The organism is Gluconacetobacter sacchari, assembly GCF_014174255.1.
Taxonomy (GTDB): Bacteria; Pseudomonadota; Alphaproteobacteria; order Acetobacterales; family Acetobacteraceae; genus Gluconacetobacter; species Gluconacetobacter sacchari.
Map to the genome: position 1 here is coordinate 142,461 of NZ_JABEQJ010000001.1, position 15,838 is coordinate 158,298.

The 15,838-nt window shown below is 68.5% G+C and carries 15 protein-coding genes and 1 riboswitch; of the genes, 9 read left to right on the forward strand and 6 right to left on the reverse strand.

Features of this window, described 5'->3' with window-relative positions; genetic code table 11:
- Positions 1–80: 80 nt before the first annotated feature.
- The 3 genes from HLH48_RS00640 (at position 81) to HLH48_RS00650 (ending at position 2,017) form a co-directional block, all read left to right on the forward strand.
- Complete coding sequence (locus tag HLH48_RS00640; RefSeq protein WP_182995565.1) at positions 81–1,286, forward strand: sugar diacid recognition domain-containing protein; 1,206 nt, start codon at positions 81–83, stop codon at positions 1,284–1,286.
- A gap of 89 nt (positions 1,287–1,375) precedes the next feature.
- Positions 1,376–1,714, forward strand: a complete 339-nt coding sequence (locus HLH48_RS00645) for a hypothetical protein (RefSeq protein WP_182995566.1) — start codon at positions 1,376–1,378, stop codon at positions 1,712–1,714.
- Between the two features lie 123 nt (positions 1,715–1,837).
- Positions 1,838–2,017 (forward strand): CsbD family protein, encoded by a 180-nt coding sequence (locus HLH48_RS00650; protein ID WP_182995567.1) that lies wholly within the window; start codon positions 1,838–1,840, stop codon positions 2,015–2,017.
- 30 nt (positions 2,018–2,047) lie between these two features.
- Here the strand turns inward: HLH48_RS00650 and HLH48_RS00655 are convergent, their stop codons facing one another.
- On the reverse strand, positions 2,048–2,509 hold the full coding sequence (locus tag HLH48_RS00655; RefSeq protein WP_182995568.1) for an Lrp/AsnC family transcriptional regulator: 462 nt from the start codon (positions 2,507–2,509) through the stop codon (positions 2,048–2,050).
- A gap of 112 nt (positions 2,510–2,621) precedes the next feature.
- Between HLH48_RS00655 and HLH48_RS00660 the strand changes: the two genes are divergently transcribed.
- Together HLH48_RS00660 and HLH48_RS00665 are read left to right on the forward strand one after the other, a co-directional pair.
- A complete protein-coding gene (locus HLH48_RS00660) occupies positions 2,622–4,085 on the forward strand; it encodes an aminotransferase class V-fold PLP-dependent enzyme (protein WP_182995569.1) in 1,464 nt (487 codons plus the stop codon).
- Positions 4,086–4,175: 90 nt separating this feature from the next.
- The gene (locus HLH48_RS00665; protein ID WP_182995570.1) at positions 4,176–4,433 is read left to right on the forward strand and encodes a hypothetical protein; all 258 of its coding nucleotides are present in this window, start codon (positions 4,176–4,178) and stop codon (positions 4,431–4,433) included.
- A 135-nt stretch (positions 4,434–4,568) separates the two neighbouring features.
- Here HLH48_RS00665 and thiC read toward each other — a convergent pair whose 3' ends face one another.
- Both thiC and pckA read right to left on the reverse strand, forming a co-directional pair.
- Positions 4,569–6,455: a phosphomethylpyrimidine synthase ThiC gene (gene thiC / locus HLH48_RS00670; protein WP_182995571.1), complete on the reverse strand. Its 1,887-nt coding sequence runs from the start codon at positions 6,453–6,455 to the stop codon at positions 4,569–4,571.
- Positions 6,456–6,523: 68 nt separating this feature from the next.
- Positions 6,524–6,633: riboswitch (TPP riboswitch) on the reverse strand.
- A 67-nt stretch (positions 6,634–6,700) separates the two neighbouring features.
- Positions 6,701–8,278, reverse strand: coding sequence for a phosphoenolpyruvate carboxykinase (ATP) (pckA, locus tag HLH48_RS00675; protein ID WP_246386619.1), 1,578 nt, complete (start codon positions 8,276–8,278; stop codon positions 6,701–6,703).
- 343 nt (positions 8,279–8,621) lie between these two features.
- On the opposite strand from pckA, the gene HLH48_RS00680 reads away from it, so the two are divergent.
- From HLH48_RS00680 to HLH48_RS00690, 3 genes are all read left to right on the forward strand, one after another.
- Positions 8,622–10,016, forward strand: coding sequence for a sugar porter family MFS transporter (locus HLH48_RS00680; RefSeq protein ID WP_182995573.1), 1,395 nt, complete (start codon positions 8,622–8,624; stop codon positions 10,014–10,016).
- A 65-nt stretch (positions 10,017–10,081) separates the two neighbouring features.
- Positions 10,082–11,218: an aminotransferase class I/II-fold pyridoxal phosphate-dependent enzyme gene (locus tag HLH48_RS00685; RefSeq protein ID WP_182995574.1), complete on the forward strand. Its 1,137-nt coding sequence runs from the start codon at positions 10,082–10,084 to the stop codon at positions 11,216–11,218.
- A 48-nt stretch (positions 11,219–11,266) separates the two neighbouring features.
- Complete coding sequence (locus tag HLH48_RS00690) at positions 11,267–12,220, forward strand: aspartyl protease family protein (protein WP_182995575.1); 954 nt, start codon at positions 11,267–11,269, stop codon at positions 12,218–12,220.
- Positions 12,221–12,272: 52 nt separating this feature from the next.
- Here HLH48_RS00690 and HLH48_RS00695 read toward each other — a convergent pair whose 3' ends face one another.
- Positions 12,273–12,542: a hypothetical protein gene (locus tag HLH48_RS00695; protein WP_182995576.1), complete on the reverse strand. Its 270-nt coding sequence runs from the start codon at positions 12,540–12,542 to the stop codon at positions 12,273–12,275.
- Positions 12,543–12,599: 57 nt separating this feature from the next.
- Positions 12,600–13,256 (reverse strand): LysE/ArgO family amino acid transporter, encoded by a 657-nt coding sequence (locus HLH48_RS00700; protein ID WP_182995577.1) that lies wholly within the window; start codon positions 13,254–13,256, stop codon positions 12,600–12,602.
- Between the two features lie 75 nt (positions 13,257–13,331).
- On the opposite strand from HLH48_RS00700, the gene HLH48_RS00705 reads away from it, so the two are divergent.
- Positions 13,332–14,237 carry a LysR family transcriptional regulator ArgP gene (locus HLH48_RS00705; RefSeq protein ID WP_182995578.1) on the forward strand — a complete coding sequence of 302 codons (906 nt, stop codon included), beginning with the start codon at positions 13,332–13,334 and terminating at the stop codon, positions 14,235–14,237.
- Positions 14,238–14,245: 8 nt separating this feature from the next.
- Here the strand turns inward: HLH48_RS00705 and HLH48_RS00710 are convergent, their stop codons facing one another.
- Positions 14,246–15,754: an NADH-quinone oxidoreductase subunit M gene (locus HLH48_RS00710; protein ID WP_182995579.1), complete on the reverse strand. Its 1,509-nt coding sequence runs from the start codon at positions 15,752–15,754 to the stop codon at positions 14,246–14,248.
- Positions 15,755–15,838: the final 84 nt, after the last annotated feature.

Genomic DNA, 15,838 nt, shown 5'->3' on the forward strand with positions numbered 1-15,838 from the left:
AATCGGTCCGCCGTCTTGGTGCATATGCATCAAGGATGTGCCAGGATCGGCACAAAATTCTGGGCAGATGACCAAACACCATGCAGCCGCCGGCCCCAACCGCTCCCCCCGGCCCCCGCGACACCGTCGCGCGCCCCGACATCGACCCCGCCCTGGCCCAGGCGATCGTCGACCGCTCGATGGCCATCACCGGCTGCAACATCAATGTGATGGACGCGCGCGGCGTCATCATCGCCAGCGGCGACCCCGCGCGGCTGGGCCAGGTCCATGACGGCGCGCTGCTGGTCCTGGCGCGCGGCAACGCGGTCGAAATCCCCCCCCGCGCCGTCGGGCAGTTCGGCGGCGCCCGGCCGGGCGTCAACCTGCCGCTGCGGATCGGCCAGGCGATCGTGGGCTGCGTCGGGCTGACCGGCGCGCCCGGCACCCTGCGCCCCTTCGCCGAACTGGTCCGCATGGCGGCCGAGACGATGCTGGACCATGCCAGCCAGAGCCGCGCCCAGTCGCGCGACGCCCGCCTGCGCGAGGAACTGGTGCTCAGCCTGGTGCGCGAGGCCGCCACGCCGCCCGCCCTGGCCCGGTCGGCGGCCCGCCTCGGCATCGACCTGCGGCAGCCCCGGGTGGCCGCGATCATCGCGATCCGCTCCGAAGGCCAGGACGCGGCGGCCTTGCTGGGCGAGCGCCATCACCTGATCACCCTGCTGTGCGAGCCGGAACGCGGCAACCTGGTCGCCCCGCTGTCGCTGGACGAAATCGCGGTGCTGAAGCCGGCGTTGACCAGCCGGGGCACCTGGAGCCTCGACTGGCATCGCGAGCGGGCGCACCGCCTGCTGGCCCGCGCCCACGCCGCCACCGGTCTGGAACTGCGCCTGGCGCTGGGCGGCTTCGTCGAGGGCGCGACCGGGCTGGTCCGCTCCTTTCACACCGCCCAGGCGACGCTGGAGGTCGGGCGGCGCCTGCATCCCGCCCGCCCGCTCCTGTTCTATGACGAGATGCGCCTGGCGGTCCTGCTGGACGCACCGTCCCAGGACTGGCGGACGCAGGAACTGCGCGCCCCGCTGCGCCCGCTGCTGGCGGCCTCCGGCCACGCGACGCTGCTGCATACGCTGCGGACATGGCTGGCCCACGGCATGCGGCCGCAACCCACCGCCGCCGCCCTGGGCCTGCATCGCAACAGCCTGGATTACCGCCTGCGGCGGATCGAGCGCCTCTGCAAGATCGACCTGGCATCCAGCGCGGACATCGTCGCGCTGTATCTGGCGCTCCACCTCACCCCCGACGCCTCATGACGTCACGATCGGTTACAGGCCGTTTCTTTCCCTCCCGGCCGCCGATGCCCATCATCGGTCCGACCATGCCATCCACGGAGCCCCGCCCAATGCCGCTGCCCCGCCGCCTCTTCCCCTGCCTGCTCGCCGCCTGCCTGCCGCTGCTGGCCGCCTGCGGCAACGAGTCCGACGGCGCCTGCCGCCCCGAACGCGGCGGTTTGGCCGGCATGAGCGGCCACCATGGCTTCGGTGGCCGGATGAACGGCGGGATGGACGGCGGCTTCGGCATGGGCGGCATGGGCGGCCCGCGTCACGGCGGGAACATGGGCGGGGGTGCCCTGTCGCCTTCCGCTCCCTGCTCCGCTGCCAGCCCAGCGAAAGGCCGGACGCCCGCCCGGACGCGCGAAGTCTCGCCCGATCAGGCGACGATCGGCGACGCGCGGCAGTAACCCGGTCCGCGCATGGCTGCATGGCCTGCCCTGCCCGGGCCGCAGGCAACCGCCGCCGGCACCCCCCGTTTCATTCCTTGCCCGCGTCCGGCCCGAGAGGCGCGAAACGAAGGAGGCACCGAGATGGGCGAGTTGAAAGACAAGATCAAAGGCCATGCGGATACGATGGTCGGCGAGATCAAGCGCGGCGTCGGCAAGGTGACGAAAAATCCGAACATGGAAGCCGAAGGCGAGGCGCAGAAGCTGAAAGGCACCGCCGAAAAGGCGAAAGCCGCCGTCAAGGGCACGATCAACAAATTCTGAGCCACCGCGCCAGAGACCCGAAGGGACCTGTCACAGCGGCAGGTCCCGCCGGTCGCAGATCGCCTCCATCGCCATGTAGGACGTGACGGTATCCAGTTCGACCCGCGCGATCAGCGCGCGATAGATGGCGTCGAACGCATTCATGTCCGTGGTCACGACCTTGAGCATGTAATCGTAATCCCCGGCGATCCGATAGAAATCGATCACATTGGGCACCGACACCACCGCCTCGCGAAAACGGTCCAGCCAGTCCCGCGAATGGTGGCGCGTGCGCACCATCACGAAGACCGTCAGCCCCAGCCCCAGCGCCTCGGGATCCAGCCGCACCGTCTGGTGCCCGACCAGCCCGCGTTCGCGCAGCGCATGCAGCCGCCGCCAGCAGGCATTCTGCGACAGCCCGATCCGCTCCGCCAGGTCGCGCTGCGACAGCCCGGCATCGCGTTGCAGGGCCTGGAGCAATGCACGATCAAAATGATCCAGTTTCTCAGCCATTCCCGATCATATGACCCGATTCCACTCATTTCAATCGAGAGAACGATAAAGTCTTTCCACCGAATCCCGTCTATTTTCCGCCCTCTCTTGGTCAAGGCGGAGGCGGATGACGATGCGCGACGGACAGGATCTCTTCACCGATTTCACGTTCTCCCTGCGCGCCGGCGGCCTGGACGGGCTGCGCGCGGGCCTGATCGGCGAGGGCGCCCCCATTCCCGGCCCCTTCGGCACGCACGGGCTGATCTACGCCGATTACGTCGCCTCCGGCCGGGCCCTGCGCCAGGTCGAGGAATTCGTGATGACGCACATCCTGCCCTGGTACGCCAACAGCCATACCGAGGCCTCGTTCTGCGGCCGCCATGTCAGCCGCCTGCGCCATGCCGCGCGCGCCACCATCGCCCGGCTGTGCGGCGCGGATGACGGATTCTCGACCATCTTCACCGGCGCCGGCGCCACGGCCGGGCTGAACCGGCTGGTCGCGCTGCTGGGCGTGCCCGAGGCGGCGCGCGGCGGCACGGTCCCGGTCGTGTTCATCGGCCCGTACGAGCACCATTCCAACATCCTGCCCTGGCGCGAAAGCGGCGCCGAGATCGTGGAAATCGACGAAGCCGCCGGGGGCGGCCCGGACCTCGCCCACCTGGCGGCGGCACTGGCGGCGGCCGGCCCGGACCGGCTGAAGATCGGCGCCTTCTCCGCCGCCTCCAACGTCACGGGCATCGTCACCGATACCGACGCGGTGACGGCGCTGCTGAAAGCCCACGGCGCCCGCGCGGTATGGGATTACGCCGGCGGCGGCCCCTACCTGCCGATCGACATGAAGCCCGGCACGCCGTGGGAAAAAGACGCCGTCGTGATCTCGCCCCATAAATTCATCGGCGGCCCCGGCGCCTCGGGCATCACGATCGTCCGCGACGAAGCCGTCACGCTGCGCCGGCCGGTGGTGACCGGCGGCGGCACGGTGCGCTTCGTCTCCCCCTGGGGCCATGATTACGCCGGCGGCATCGCAACCCGCGAGGAAGCCGGCACCCCCAACGTGATCGGCGACATCCGCGCCGCCCTGGCCTTCCTGGTCAAGGACGCGATCGGCCAGGATGTCATGGATGCCCGCCACGACACGCTGTACCACGCGGCCCGCGCGGCCTGGGACCGCAACCCGGCCCTCGTCATCCTGGGCAACCCGCGCGCCGCGCGGCGCCTGCCGATCTTCTCGGTGCAGGTCCGCGACCCGCGGCATGGCGGCTTCCTCCACCAGCAGCTCTTCACCCGCATGCTGTCCGACTGCTACGGCATCCAGGCGCGCGGCGGCTGCGCCTGCGCCGGCCCCTACGCCCACCGGCTGCTCGGCATCGACCGCACGCAATCCGACGCTATGCGCGCCGCCATCCTCTCGGGCGACGAAATGCGCAAGCCCGGCTGGACACGATTGAATTTCAGCGTGCTGATGGATGACGCCAAGGCGGCACGGGTCGTCGCCGCCGTGGACGAACTGGCCCGCGCGCCCTATCCGGTGGCGGAGTCCTATCGGGCAGATCCGGCCACCGCGCGGTTTCACGCGACGGAGAACGCCCTTTCGTAACCCGACCCGAACTATCGCGTATGGAATGCGTTGAAAAAGCGCATTTTGCGGGTGGCCCCGACCATCCCCATCCATCGAGGAGAAGCGACCTTGAGACGCGCGGCCTTCGTCCCATTCGTCCTTGCCATTTTTCTTCTGGGCACGGCGCATGCCGCGTCCCGAAGCGAACAGAGCGCGGCCTGCCGTGGCGACGCGATCAAGCTGTGTCCTCTCGCCATTCCGAATGAAGACAAGATAACGGCCTGCATGAAGAAGAAGATCGACCAGCTCTCGCCGCGCTGCCGCGCGATGTTCCAACCGGCGGGAAAGCAGAAGCCCCGCCCGGGCCGGGCGAAGGCTCCGTCCTGACATCCGCATCGGTTGTTCGCACCGCATTTCCGAAACCAGCCCGGAAATCGCGGTGCAGGACACGGACAACCATGAGCGGACCCGTCTCCCGGCACGCCCGGCCACCGGCCGGGCGGCCCCCCGAAGAGTGGTCCCCTACTCCGTCACGGCCACGTCGATCGCGCTCCCGGCGGCACGGAATTTCTCCCCCATCTCAGCCAGCCCGGCCGTAATTTCGGCGGCCGACATCCCCGCCCCGTCATTCTGGCCCCGCGCGGCATCGCGGATATCCTGGCTGATCTTCATCGAGCAGAATTTCGGCCCGCACATCGAACAGAAATGCGCCGTCTTGTGCGCCTCCTTCGGCAGGGTCTCATCGTGGAAGCACCGCGCCGTCTCGGGATCCAGGCCGAGATTGAACTGATCCTCCCAGCGGAATTCGAAACGGGCGCGCGACACCGCATCGTCATGCAGCCGCGCCGCCGGATGCCCCTTGGCCAGGTCGGCGGCATGGGCGGCAAGCTTGTAGGTGATCACCCCGGTTTTCACATCGTCGCGGTCGGGCAGGCCGAGATGTTCCTTGGGCGTGACATAGCAGAGCATGGCGGTGCCGAACCAGCCGATCATCGCCGCCCCGATGGCGCTGGTGATGTGGTCGTAGCCCGGCGCGATATCGGTCGTCAGCGGCCCGAGCGTATAGAACGGCGCCTCGCCGCAATGGGCAAGCTGCTCGTCCATGTTGGCCTTGATCTTGTGCATCGGCACATGGCCCGGCCCCTCGATCATCACCTGGCAGCCATGGTCCCACGCCACGCGGGTCAGTTCGCCCAGCGTGCGCAGTTCCGCGAACTGGGCGGCATCGTTGGCATCGGCGATCGATCCGGGGCGCAGCCCGTCCCCCAGGCTGAAACTCACGTCATATTCCCGCATGATCGCGCAGATCTCGGCGAATTTCTCATACAGGAAACTCTCGCGATGGTGTGCCAGGCACCATTTGGCCATGATCGAGCCCCCGCGCGAGACGATGCCCGTCACCCGCCGCGCCGTCAGCGGCACATAGGCCAGCCGCACCCCGGCATGGATGGTGAAATAATCCACCCCCTGCTCGGCCTGCTCGATCAGCGTGTCGCGAAACACCTCCCATGTCAGGTCCTCGGCCACCCCACCCACTTTTTCCAGCGCCTGATAGATCGGCACCGTGCCGATCGGCACCGGGCTGTTGCGGACGATCCAGTCGCGGATATTGTGGATATTGCGGCCGGTCGACAGATCCATCACCGTGTCGGCGCCCCAGCGCGTCGCCCACACCATCTTGTCCACCTCGTCGGCCACATGGCCCAGCACGGCGGAATTGCCGATATTGGCATTGATCTTCACCAGGAAGTTCCGGCCGATGATCATCGGCTCCAGTTCCGGGTGGTTGATGTTCGCCGGCAGCACCGCGCGCCCCCGGGCGATTTCGTCACGCACGAATTCGGGCGTCACGAAATCCGGAATGCTGGCACCGAAATCCTCGCCGTCGCGCAATGGCTGCTCCGTCGCGACACGGCGCTGGTTCTCGCGGATCGCGACATATTCCATTTCCTCGGTCACGATCCCGGCCCGCGCGTATTCAAGCTGCGTCACCGGCCGGCCCGGCCGCCCGCGCCGCACGATCCGCCCGCCATTGTCGAAAGCCGGCGCCAGCGCCGCCCCGCTGGCCCCGCCATTATCCTCCGGCCGCACCTGGCGCGGCGCGTCGACCACCGCGCAATCGCCCCGCCGCGCGATCCAGCCCGCCCGCAGGGCCGGCAGTCCGCGCGCGATGTCGATCGCGGCATCCGGATCGGTATAGGGACCAGACGGATCATACAGCGTCACCGGCGGCTCGCCGGCGCTGGGATGCAGGTCGACCTGGCGGAAGGGCACACGCAGCTCCGGAAACAGCGTGCCGTCCTGATAGACCTTGCGGCCGCCGGCGCGCGGCCCGACCGTCACATCGCCGGTCGCGGGCGTGCGCGTCGGCTGGCGCGGCGGATTGGGGGGCGGTGTCTGGATATTCATGGCGCGTCCTCTTGGCTCGTTGAGGGGGCGCGCCGGCGCGAAATGTCATGACGTCGGCGCATCGCGGCGCCGCGCACAATTCCCATCCCTTCGCCGGCATGACCCGGATCAGGTTCGACGGGTCAGGGGGAAAACACCCCTCTCTCAGCCGCTCGCATGCGCCCCCCCGGAGAACGGAGCGATCTTAGGCCCGGCCCGAGGGCCGGGGTCAAGAGCAACCACCCCCCGCCCTCCGGCGCCACGCGTCACATTGTCGCGCGGGGACGGATCGCCGCCTCGCGGATCTCCGGCGCGCAGCCCTCGCGGAAAATCTCGAAATTCTTCTCGAACCGCGCCGCCAGGTCGGCGGCCGCACGGGCATAGGCCGCCTGGTCGGCCCAGGTCGAGGCCGGGTCCAGCAGGCTGTCGGGCACGCCGGGCACCCGGGTCGGGATCGACAGGCCGAAATGATCCTCGACACGGAACGGCACGTCGTCCAGCCGCCCGTCCAGCGCGGCATTGACCAGCGCGCGCGTCTGGGCCAGCGCGATCCGCCGGCCGGTCCCGTACGGCCCGCCGGTCCAGCCGGTATTCACCAGCCAGCACGTCACCGGCGTCCGCGCCAGGCTGGCCGCCAGCCGCGCGCCATACAGTTCGGGCGGGCGCGGCAGGAACGGCGCGCCGAAACAGGCGCTGAAGGTCGCCTGGGGCTCCTTGCCCAGCCCTTTCTCGGTCCCGGCGATCCGCGCGGTATAACCCGACAGGAAGTGATACACCGCCTGCGCCGGGGTCAGCCGGGCGATCGGCGGCAGCACGCCGAACGCATCGGCCGTCAGCATCACCACATGGCGCGGCACCCCGCCCCGCCCGTCCGGACTGGCATTGGCCACGAAATCGATCGGATAACAGGCGCGCGTGTTCTCCGTCAGGCACCCGTCCGTGAAGTCCGGCACGCCGTCGCGGTCGGCCACCACATTTTCCAGCACGGTGCCGAACCGGTGCGACGCCTCCCAGATCTCGGGCTCCGCCTCGCGCTTCAGGCCGATCACCTTGGCGTAGCAGCCGCCCTCGACATTGAACACGCCGTCCTTCGACCATCCATGCTCGTCATCGCCGATCAACCGGCGCGAGGCATCGGACGACAGCGTGGTCTTGCCGGTGCCCGACAGGCCGAAGAACAGGGCCACGTCGCCGCCGGGGCCGATATTGGCCGAGCAATGCATCGGCATGACATCCTGCTCCGGCAACAGCCAGTTCATGACCGTGAAGATCGATTTCTTGATCTCGCCGGCATATTCGGTGCCGGCGATCACCACCAGCCTCCGCTCCAGCGACAGGATCACGCCGGTCGTGCTGCGCACGCCATGCGCCGCCGGGTCCAGTTCCAGGTCCGGCGCATGCAGGATCACGAAATCCGGCTCGAACGCCGCCAGGTCCGCCGCCGGCGGGCGGATGAACATGTCGCGCGCGAACAGCGCATGCCACGCATGGGTCGTCACCAGCCGGATACGGATCCGATGGGCCGGATCGGCACCCGCGTACAGGTCCTGGGTAAACAGCGCCTGCCCGTTCAGATAGCCGCGCACATGGTCGCACACCCGCAGGAACGATCCCGGCGACAGCGGCGCATTGATCGCCCCCCACCACACCGCGTCGCGCGTCGCGTCCTCCTCGACGATGAACTTGTCCTGCACCGAGCGGCCGGTGTGCAGGCCCGTCCGCACCATCAGCGCGCCGCCCGAGGACAGGCTGCCCTCCTCCCGGCGGATCGCATGCCCGATCAGTTCCGGCGGATGGAGATTGGCATGGACCGGCCCGACAGGGCACAGACCGGTGCCCGCCATCGCCCTGCCCGAATCCGCAGGGTGGAATATCTTATTATTATTCATTATTTTTTCCGTTTCCTCATCATCGCATCCCATACCCCGCCCCGGGACGGCGCATGTGCCCGGATCAGCGTGGCAGCGTCCCGATCGACGTTCACCCGCTACGTCACAAGTACGTGATCACACGCGCCCGTCATACCGCTCCTTCCCATGGCCCCGGCTGCCCGCGCATCAGCGCGCCGGAGCATTGTGCAAGATACGATCGAAGATTATCACAAATTTGTCCGGCATCGCGGTCTTTTTGTACCCTACCTCTCCGTTTGCTTTTGATTTTCCCCCAATTTCTTCATAAAATAATGCAATGAATGAAAAAGAAAGCGCCAAAGCGAAGCTGCTCATCGATGTCATCGCCGGCATTTCCGCCGCCGCCGGCCTCCTGTTCGGCTATGATACCGGCATTATTTCCGCGGCCCTGCTCCAGATCACCCCGCAATTCCATCTCGATATCGGCGGCCAGCAGATCGTCACCTCGGCGATCATCGCCGGCGCGCTGGTGGGCTGCCTCGGGGCGGCGCCGCTCTCCGACCGGGGCGGCCGCCGGCGCACCGTGATGGTGGCCGCCGCCATCTTCATCGTCGGCACGGTCGTGGCCTCGCTGGCCGTCGGCGCCTGGATGCTGACGGCGGCGCGCTTCGTCCTCGGGCTGGCGGTGGGGGCGGCGTCGCAGATCGTGCCGCTCTATATCTCCGAGCTGGCCCCGGCGCACCGGCGCGGGCGCCTGGTGGGCATGTTCCAGCTCGCGGTGGTGTGCGGGCTGCTGGTCTCGTTCGTCGCCGGCTACCTGCTGCGCGACGAAAGCTGGCGGCTCATGTTCGGGCTGGGCATCATTCCCGCCACCATCCTGCTGCTGGGCATGGCGTTCCTGCCCAACAGCCCGCGCTGGCTGGCCATGCGGGGCGATTTCGACGGCGCGCGCACCGTCCTGCGCCAGGTACGCGGCAGCCATCGCGTGGCCGATCACGAACTGCAAAGCATCGTCGACGCCCACGACCGGCAGGCCCCGTGGTCGGAACTGGCCCGCCCATGGGTCCGCCCCGCCCTGGTGGCCGCGATCGGCGTCGCCCTGCTGTGCCAGCTCGGCGGCATCAACGCCGTGCTGTATTACGCCCCCACCATCTTTTCCGGCGCCGGGTTCGGCCAGGGGTCGGCGCTGCTCACCTCCGTCGCGGTCGGGGTGGCGATCATCGTGGCGACCCTGTTCGGCAACTGGGCGGTCGAGGCGATCGGCCGGCGCGCCCTGCTGCTGCGCTTCCTGCCGGGGGCCAGCCTGTGCCTGCTGGTGCTGGCCGAACTGTTCCACAGCCAGGCCAGCGGAGGGCCCCCGCATCCCTGGCTGATGGTGGCGGCCCTGCTGGGCTACGCGGTGCTGAATGTCGGCAGCCTGTCCGTCACCATCTGGATCATCGGGGCCGAGGTCTTTCCCCTGTCGGTGCGCGGCAAGGGCATGGGGCTGGTGGCGGCGGCCCATTGGGGGGCCGACCTGCTGATCTCGCTCACCACCCTGTCGATGGTCCAGCGCTTCGGCGCGGGCGGCACCTTCCTGCTGTTCGGGCTGGTCAACGCCCTCGCCTTCCTGTTCGTGCTGCGTTTCGTTCCCGAAACACGCGGCCTGTCGCTCGAGGACATCGAGGCCCGCCTGCACGCGGGCACGTTCCTGCGCACGGCATCCGGCCGGCCGCTGGGGCGCGCGCGCTAGCTTGCCCCCCGCCGGCCCGGCGACTATGCCCGCAAGATCCGCCCTGCCACCCGCATGAGGCCCCCATGATCGTCCCCCGAATCGACCCCTTCCATGCCGTCGGCCTCAGCACCGTGGCCCACCAGATGGCGGCCGAAGGGCGCGATATCGTGCATATGGAATTCGGCCAGCCCTCGACCGGCGCGCCGAAGGCGGCGATCGCCGAGGCCCACCGCATCCTCGACACCGACGCCATGGGCTATTGGGAAAGCGCGCCGCTGAAGGCGCGCATCGCCCGCCACTACCACGAAACCTATGGCGTCGCCGTCCGGCCCGAGCAGATCTGGCTGACCTGCGGCGCCTCGCCCGCCTTCGTCCTGGCATTGAACAGCGCCTTTACCCCCGGCGCCCGGGTCGCGCTGGCCCGGCCGGGCTATGTCGCGTACCGCAACAGCCTGCGCGCGCTGTATATGGAACCGGTCGAGATCGCCTGCGGCCCGGCCGACCGCTTCCAGCTCACGGCGGCGGCCATCGCGGCGCTGGACCCGCCGCCGGACGGCGTGATCCTGGCCAGCCCCGCCAATCCCACCGGCACGATCCTGCCCGAGGCCGAAATGCAGGCCATCGTCGCCCTCTGCCGCGCCCGCAACATCCGCATCGTCTCCGACGAGATCTATCACGGGCTCAGCTATGTCGGCCCGGCACGCTCGATCCTGCAGGACGAGCCCGAGGCACTCGTCGTCAACAGCTTCTCGAAATATTTCAGCATGGCCGGCTGGCGGCTGGGCTGGCTGGTCGCCCCCCCGTCGCTGGTCGAGGCGGTGCAGACGCGCGTGGGCACCATGTTCCTGACCCCGCCGTCGCTCAGCCAGCATGCCGGCCTGGTCGCCTTCGACTGCCGCGAGGAACTCGACGGCCATGTCCGCATGTACCGCCACAACCGCGACCTGATGCTCGAACGCCTGCCCGAACTGGGCATCCGGCACATCGCGCCACCCGACGGCGCCTTCTACATCTATGCCGATATCGGCCACCTGACCAATGACAGCCTGGGTTTCTGCCTGCGGCTGCTGGCCGATACCGGCGTCGCCACCGCGACCGGGCTGGATTTCGACCCCGTCGAGGGCAATCGCTTCATGCGCTTCAGCTTCGCGGTCTCGACCGACCGGCTGGAGGAGGCCCTGCGCCGCATGGCCCCCTGGTTCGCGCGGGCAGGCGGCTGACCTCCGGCCACCTTGTCAGGGCTTTACAAACCGTCTTACCATTCGGTCATGTTTCGCTTCCAGCGCTGGCTGCTGCTCTGCATCCCCCTGTGTCTTGCCGCCTGCGCCGATGACGGCTCCTGCGCCATCGCCACGATCGGCGACCTGGAGGTGCTGAACACGCGGGGCTCGCCGATCGTCCGGGCCAGCGTCAACGGCCACCCGGTCGCCTTCATCGTCGATACCGGTGCCGTGGCCAGCAGCGTATGGCCGCAGCAGGTCGACAGGCTCGACCTGTCATCCAGCTTTCGCCAGGTCCGCCTGCGCGGCACCGGCGGCGAAACGACGGGCACGGTCGTCACGGCAAGCGCGATGGGCCTGGGCGCCGCAACCACGTCGGACGTCACCTTCGTCGCCGTCGGCCGGCTGATGAACGGCCGCACGATCGACGGCCTGCCGATCGTCGGCCTGTTCGGGGCCGATTTCCTCTCCAATTACGATGTCGTCTTCGACCTGCCGGATCACCGGATCAATCTATACGGCATCCACGGCTGCAAAGGCCTCATCCCGCGCTGGAGCGGGACCTTCTACAAGGTCCCCACCGGTTACAGCGGCACGGACGAAAGCAAGATCATCGTTCGCATCAAGCTGAACGGCCACCCGATCGACGCGATTCTCGACAGCGGCGCCCAGGGCACGCTGATTGCCGCCGACGACGCACGCGCCGCGGGCGTCCGCAAGGCCGACATGGCCAGTGACCGCAAAGGCATCGGCTTCGGCATCGATGACGAGAAATTGGAGCGTTTCATGCACCGGTTCGACAGTCTCGAACTCGGCCCGTTCCACTATAGCCATCCGTTCCTGTCGGTCGGCGAAACCACGCAGAGCCTGCTGGGCGCCGAATTCCTGCGCCACAACCGGGTCTGGATTCCAAGATCCCGGGACTGGATCTACGTCCAGCCCGTCGCCACACACCGGCTGGCGGTCGCGCCCGCCACACCAGCCCGCAATACGCCGGGATGACCACCATATAGAGAAACGTGCCGACAACGGTCGCGTCGTCGGGTAATCCGGCTCACGCGTCGCCCCCACCCCACCGCCACGCCCAGCCGCCATCGGTCTTCGCCGCGCAGACCACGAGAAAGACCGCCAGGACGCCGAGAATGCCGGCGATCTCGATCACGACCGAAAACACCGAATGAAAGAAGACGGGAATCGCCGAAACAGACAGCAGCGCACCGACGAACAGAATAAGCGTCACCCAGCCCTGCCATGCGATGGGCAGGCCGGAGCCGATGCCGTAACTCTTGGCGGCAAACCAGGGCTTCGATGACGGAACGGGCATCCGGGATACTCCTCGTCACAAGAATACCACGCGACGATCCGAACACATAATCCGGGTTCAGAACCGGTACAGCGCCGCCAGGTACGGGGCCGCGCCCCCCAGGCCACGCACGGCCAGCATGCCAGCCAGCGCCAGCATCACCACCGCCACGATCCCGTCCAGCACGCGCCACGCGGCGGGGCGGGCAAAGACCGGGCGCAGCAGCTGCGCGCCGAACCCCAGGCCCGTGAACCACAGGGCACTGGCCGTCGCCGCCCCCGCCACGAACAGCGGCCGGGCCGGGCCGGGCAGGCCACCGCCCACCGCCCCCATCAGCAGCACCGTGTCCAGATAGACATGCGGGTTCAGATAGGTGAAGGCCGCCACCCGCCCCAGCGTCCCGCGCAGACTGTCCGGCCGGTCGCGCTCGTCGGCCACCATGGCGGCGGGCGCCATAGCGCGCCGCAGCGCCCCAAGCCCGTACCACGCCAGAAACACCGCCCCGCCCAGCGACATGACCCAGACCAGCGCGGGTATCGTCCGCACGACCGCCCCCATCCCCAGCACACCGGCCGAAACCAGCAGCATGTCGGACAGGGCGCAGAACATCACCACCGGCGCGACATGCCGCCGGAGCAATCCCTGACGCAGGACGAACAGGTTCTGGGCGCCGATGGCGACGATCAGGGCGGCCGTCAGGCCGAACCCGCTGGCAAAGCCGGAAGGAATCAACATGGCCGCTTCCATGCAGGCGGATCATCCCGTAATCCAGCTTCATTCCCTTCACCCGATTAAGCAGGACTAAATCCGATGCTCGATTACGCCGCGCTGGCCGCCGTCGCCGCTGTGGCGCGGGAAGGCAGTTTCGAACGCGCGGCCACCGCGCTGGGCGTCACGGCCTCGGCGGTGTCGCAGCGCGTGCGCGCGCTGGAAGACCGGCTGGGCGCGGTGCTGATCGTACGCGGCCAACCCTGCACCGTCACCACGATCGGCGCGCGGCTCTGCGCCCATGTCGAACGGGTCCGCCTGCTGGAAGGCGAGATGGCGTCCGCCCTGCCGGGGCTGGCCAGCCAGATCGCCGGCTCCGGCCCGCCGACGATCCGCGTCGCGGTCAATGCCGACAGCCTGGCCACCTGGTTCATCCCCGCCATCGCCGCCTTTGCCGGACAGGGCGACCGGCTGGTCGACCTCGTGATCGCGGGCGAGGACCATACGGCGGAACGCCTGCGCTCGGGCGACGTGCTGGCCGCCGTCACCACCGACCACGCGCCCGTCCAGGGATGCCGCACGGTTTCACTGGGCGCATTGCGCTACGCGGCGACGGCCTCGCCCGCCTTCGCCGCCCGATGGTTCGCCTGCGGCATCGACGCCGCGTCCCTGGCACGGGCGCCGGTCCTGCGTTTCGACCGGCGGGACGATCTGCATGCCCGCTGGACCCGGTCGCTGCTCGGCAGCATCCCGGACATGCCGACCCACTGGATCCCCTCCACCCACGGCTTCATCGATGCCGCCCTGGCGGGCATGGGCTGGTGCATGAACCCGATCCCCCTGGTCGCCGAACATCTGCAAGCCGGACGATTGGTCAGCCTGGCGCCCGACCACCCGCTGGACGTCCCGCTCTACTGGCAGCACGCCCGCATCGGCACCCGCCTGCTGGACACATTGACGCGCGACGTGGTCGCGGCGGCGACAGGCGGCCTCCTCCGGACCGCCTGACGACCGGATCAGTTCGCCGCGAGATGCATCGGCGCCAGGGCCGCCTGCACCGCGGGCGCCGAAACGGCATTGACCACCGCCGGGTCGAACACCCGCAGGAAGCTGGTGGGATGGATGCCCATCCACAGCGTGACCAGCGCGCAGGGCACCAGCACCGCCAGTTCCGGCCCGGTCAGGTCGCGCAGCATCGCCACCACGCCACGTCCCGGCGCGCCGAACATCACCCGGCGATACAGCACCAGCATATAGACCGCGCCCAGGATCATGCTGCTGCCCGCCAGGAACGCGATCCAGAACGAGACATGGATCGCCCCCACCATCACCAGCCATTCGCCGACGAAGGCCCCGGTGCCCGGCAGGCCGACATTGGCCATCACGAACAGCATGCCCAGCGTCGCCAATACCGGCATCTTGTGGGCCACGCCCGAAAACGCGTCGATCGACCGCGTCTCGGCCCGCCACGACACGGCGGCGACGCAGAAGAACAGGGCGGTGATGATCACGCCATGCGACAGCATCTGGAAGATCGCGCCGTCGATCCCCTCGGGCGTGAGCGTGAACAGCCCGACCGCGATCACCCCCATGTGCGAGAACGAGGAATAGGCGATCAGCCGCTTCATGTCGGTCTGCGCCAGGGCGACGATGGCGGCATAGATCACGGCGATCACGCCCAGCGTCAGCACATAGGGCGCGAACAGCCGCGCCGCGTCGGGGAACATCAGCACCCCGAACCGCAGCAGCCCGTAGGCACCGGCCTTGGACAGCACGCCCGACAACATCGCCGTCGTCGGCGTCGGCGCCTCGGTATAGGCATCGGGCAGCCAGGCATGCAGCGGGAACAGCGGCAGCTTCACCCCGAAGGCCAGGACGAAGCCCAGCAGCAGCCAGCACTGCATCGCCGGCGCGAAATGCGCCTGCATCAGCGCGGGAATGTCGGTGGTGCCGGTCATGGTCCACATCGCCAGCAGCGCCAGCAGCATGAACAGCGAACCGCCGAAGGTGAACAGGAAGAACTGCATCGAGGCCCAGACCCGCTTCGGCCCGCCCCACACGCCGATCATCAGGCTGCCCGGAATCAGCGTCGCCTCGTAGAACACGTAGAAGAGAACCAGATCCAGCGCCGAGAACAGCCCGACCAGCGTGGTTTCCAGCAGCAGCAGCGCGACCATGTAGTCGCGCACCCGATTCGTGACCAGCTTCCACCCGCCGATCACCGCCAGCGGCGTCAGGAAGGTGGACAGCAGCACGAACAGCAGGCTGATCCCGTCGATCCCGGCATGGTACGACACGCCGAACGACGCGGCCCAGTCCGCCTGCTGCACGAACTGGAAGCCCGGAACCTGCGGATCGAACTCGGCCCAGATCACCACCGACAGCGCGAAGACCAGCAGGCTGGTCCACAACGCCACCCATCGCGACGCGGTCTCGACCGCCTCCGAGGTGCCGCGCATCAGGAAGATGGCCAGCGCGCCGCCCAGCGGCAGGTATGTGACCAGGGAGAGCAGGATAGGATGCACGTCGGTCTCATCGTCCGTGAAAGATAGGGAAGCCTATCCCCCTTCCGGCACCGAGACCACCCACGCACCGCTCACGTTCTGCCG

Excerpts from the sequence above, each read along its gene's own strand:
- HLH48_RS00640 (WP_182995565.1), top strand. The coding sequence starts at position 81 with ATGCAGCCGCCGGCCCCAACCGCTCCCCCCGGCCCCCGCGACACCGTC.
- HLH48_RS00645 (WP_182995566.1), top strand. The coding sequence starts at position 1,376 with ATGCCGCTGCCCCGCCGCCTCTTCCCCTGCCTGCTCGCCGCCTGCCTG.
- HLH48_RS00650 (WP_182995567.1), top strand. The coding sequence starts at position 1,838 with ATGGGCGAGTTGAAAGACAAGATCAAAGGCCATGCGGATACGATGGTC.
- HLH48_RS00655 (WP_182995568.1), bottom strand. The coding sequence starts at position 2,509 with ATGGCTGAGAAACTGGATCATTTTGATCGTGCATTGCTCCAGGCCCTG.
- HLH48_RS00660 (WP_182995569.1), top strand. The coding sequence starts at position 2,622 with ATGCGCGACGGACAGGATCTCTTCACCGATTTCACGTTCTCCCTGCGC.
- thiC (WP_182995571.1), bottom strand. The coding sequence starts at position 6,455 with ATGAATATCCAGACACCGCCCCCCAATCCGCCGCGCCAGCCGACGCGC.
- pckA (WP_246386619.1), bottom strand. The coding sequence starts at position 8,278 with ATGGCGGGCACCGGTCTGTGCCCTGTCGGGCCGGTCCATGCCAATCTC.
- HLH48_RS00680 (WP_182995573.1), top strand. The coding sequence starts at position 8,622 with ATGAATGAAAAAGAAAGCGCCAAAGCGAAGCTGCTCATCGATGTCATC.
- HLH48_RS00685 (WP_182995574.1), top strand. The coding sequence starts at position 10,082 with ATGATCGTCCCCCGAATCGACCCCTTCCATGCCGTCGGCCTCAGCACC.
- HLH48_RS00690 (WP_182995575.1), top strand. The coding sequence starts at position 11,267 with ATGTTTCGCTTCCAGCGCTGGCTGCTGCTCTGCATCCCCCTGTGTCTT.
- HLH48_RS00695 (WP_182995576.1), bottom strand. The coding sequence starts at position 12,542 with ATGCCCGTTCCGTCATCGAAGCCCTGGTTTGCCGCCAAGAGTTACGGC.
- HLH48_RS00700 (WP_182995577.1), bottom strand. The coding sequence starts at position 13,256 with ATGTTGATTCCTTCCGGCTTTGCCAGCGGGTTCGGCCTGACGGCCGCC.
- HLH48_RS00705 (WP_182995578.1), top strand. The coding sequence starts at position 13,332 with ATGCTCGATTACGCCGCGCTGGCCGCCGTCGCCGCTGTGGCGCGGGAA.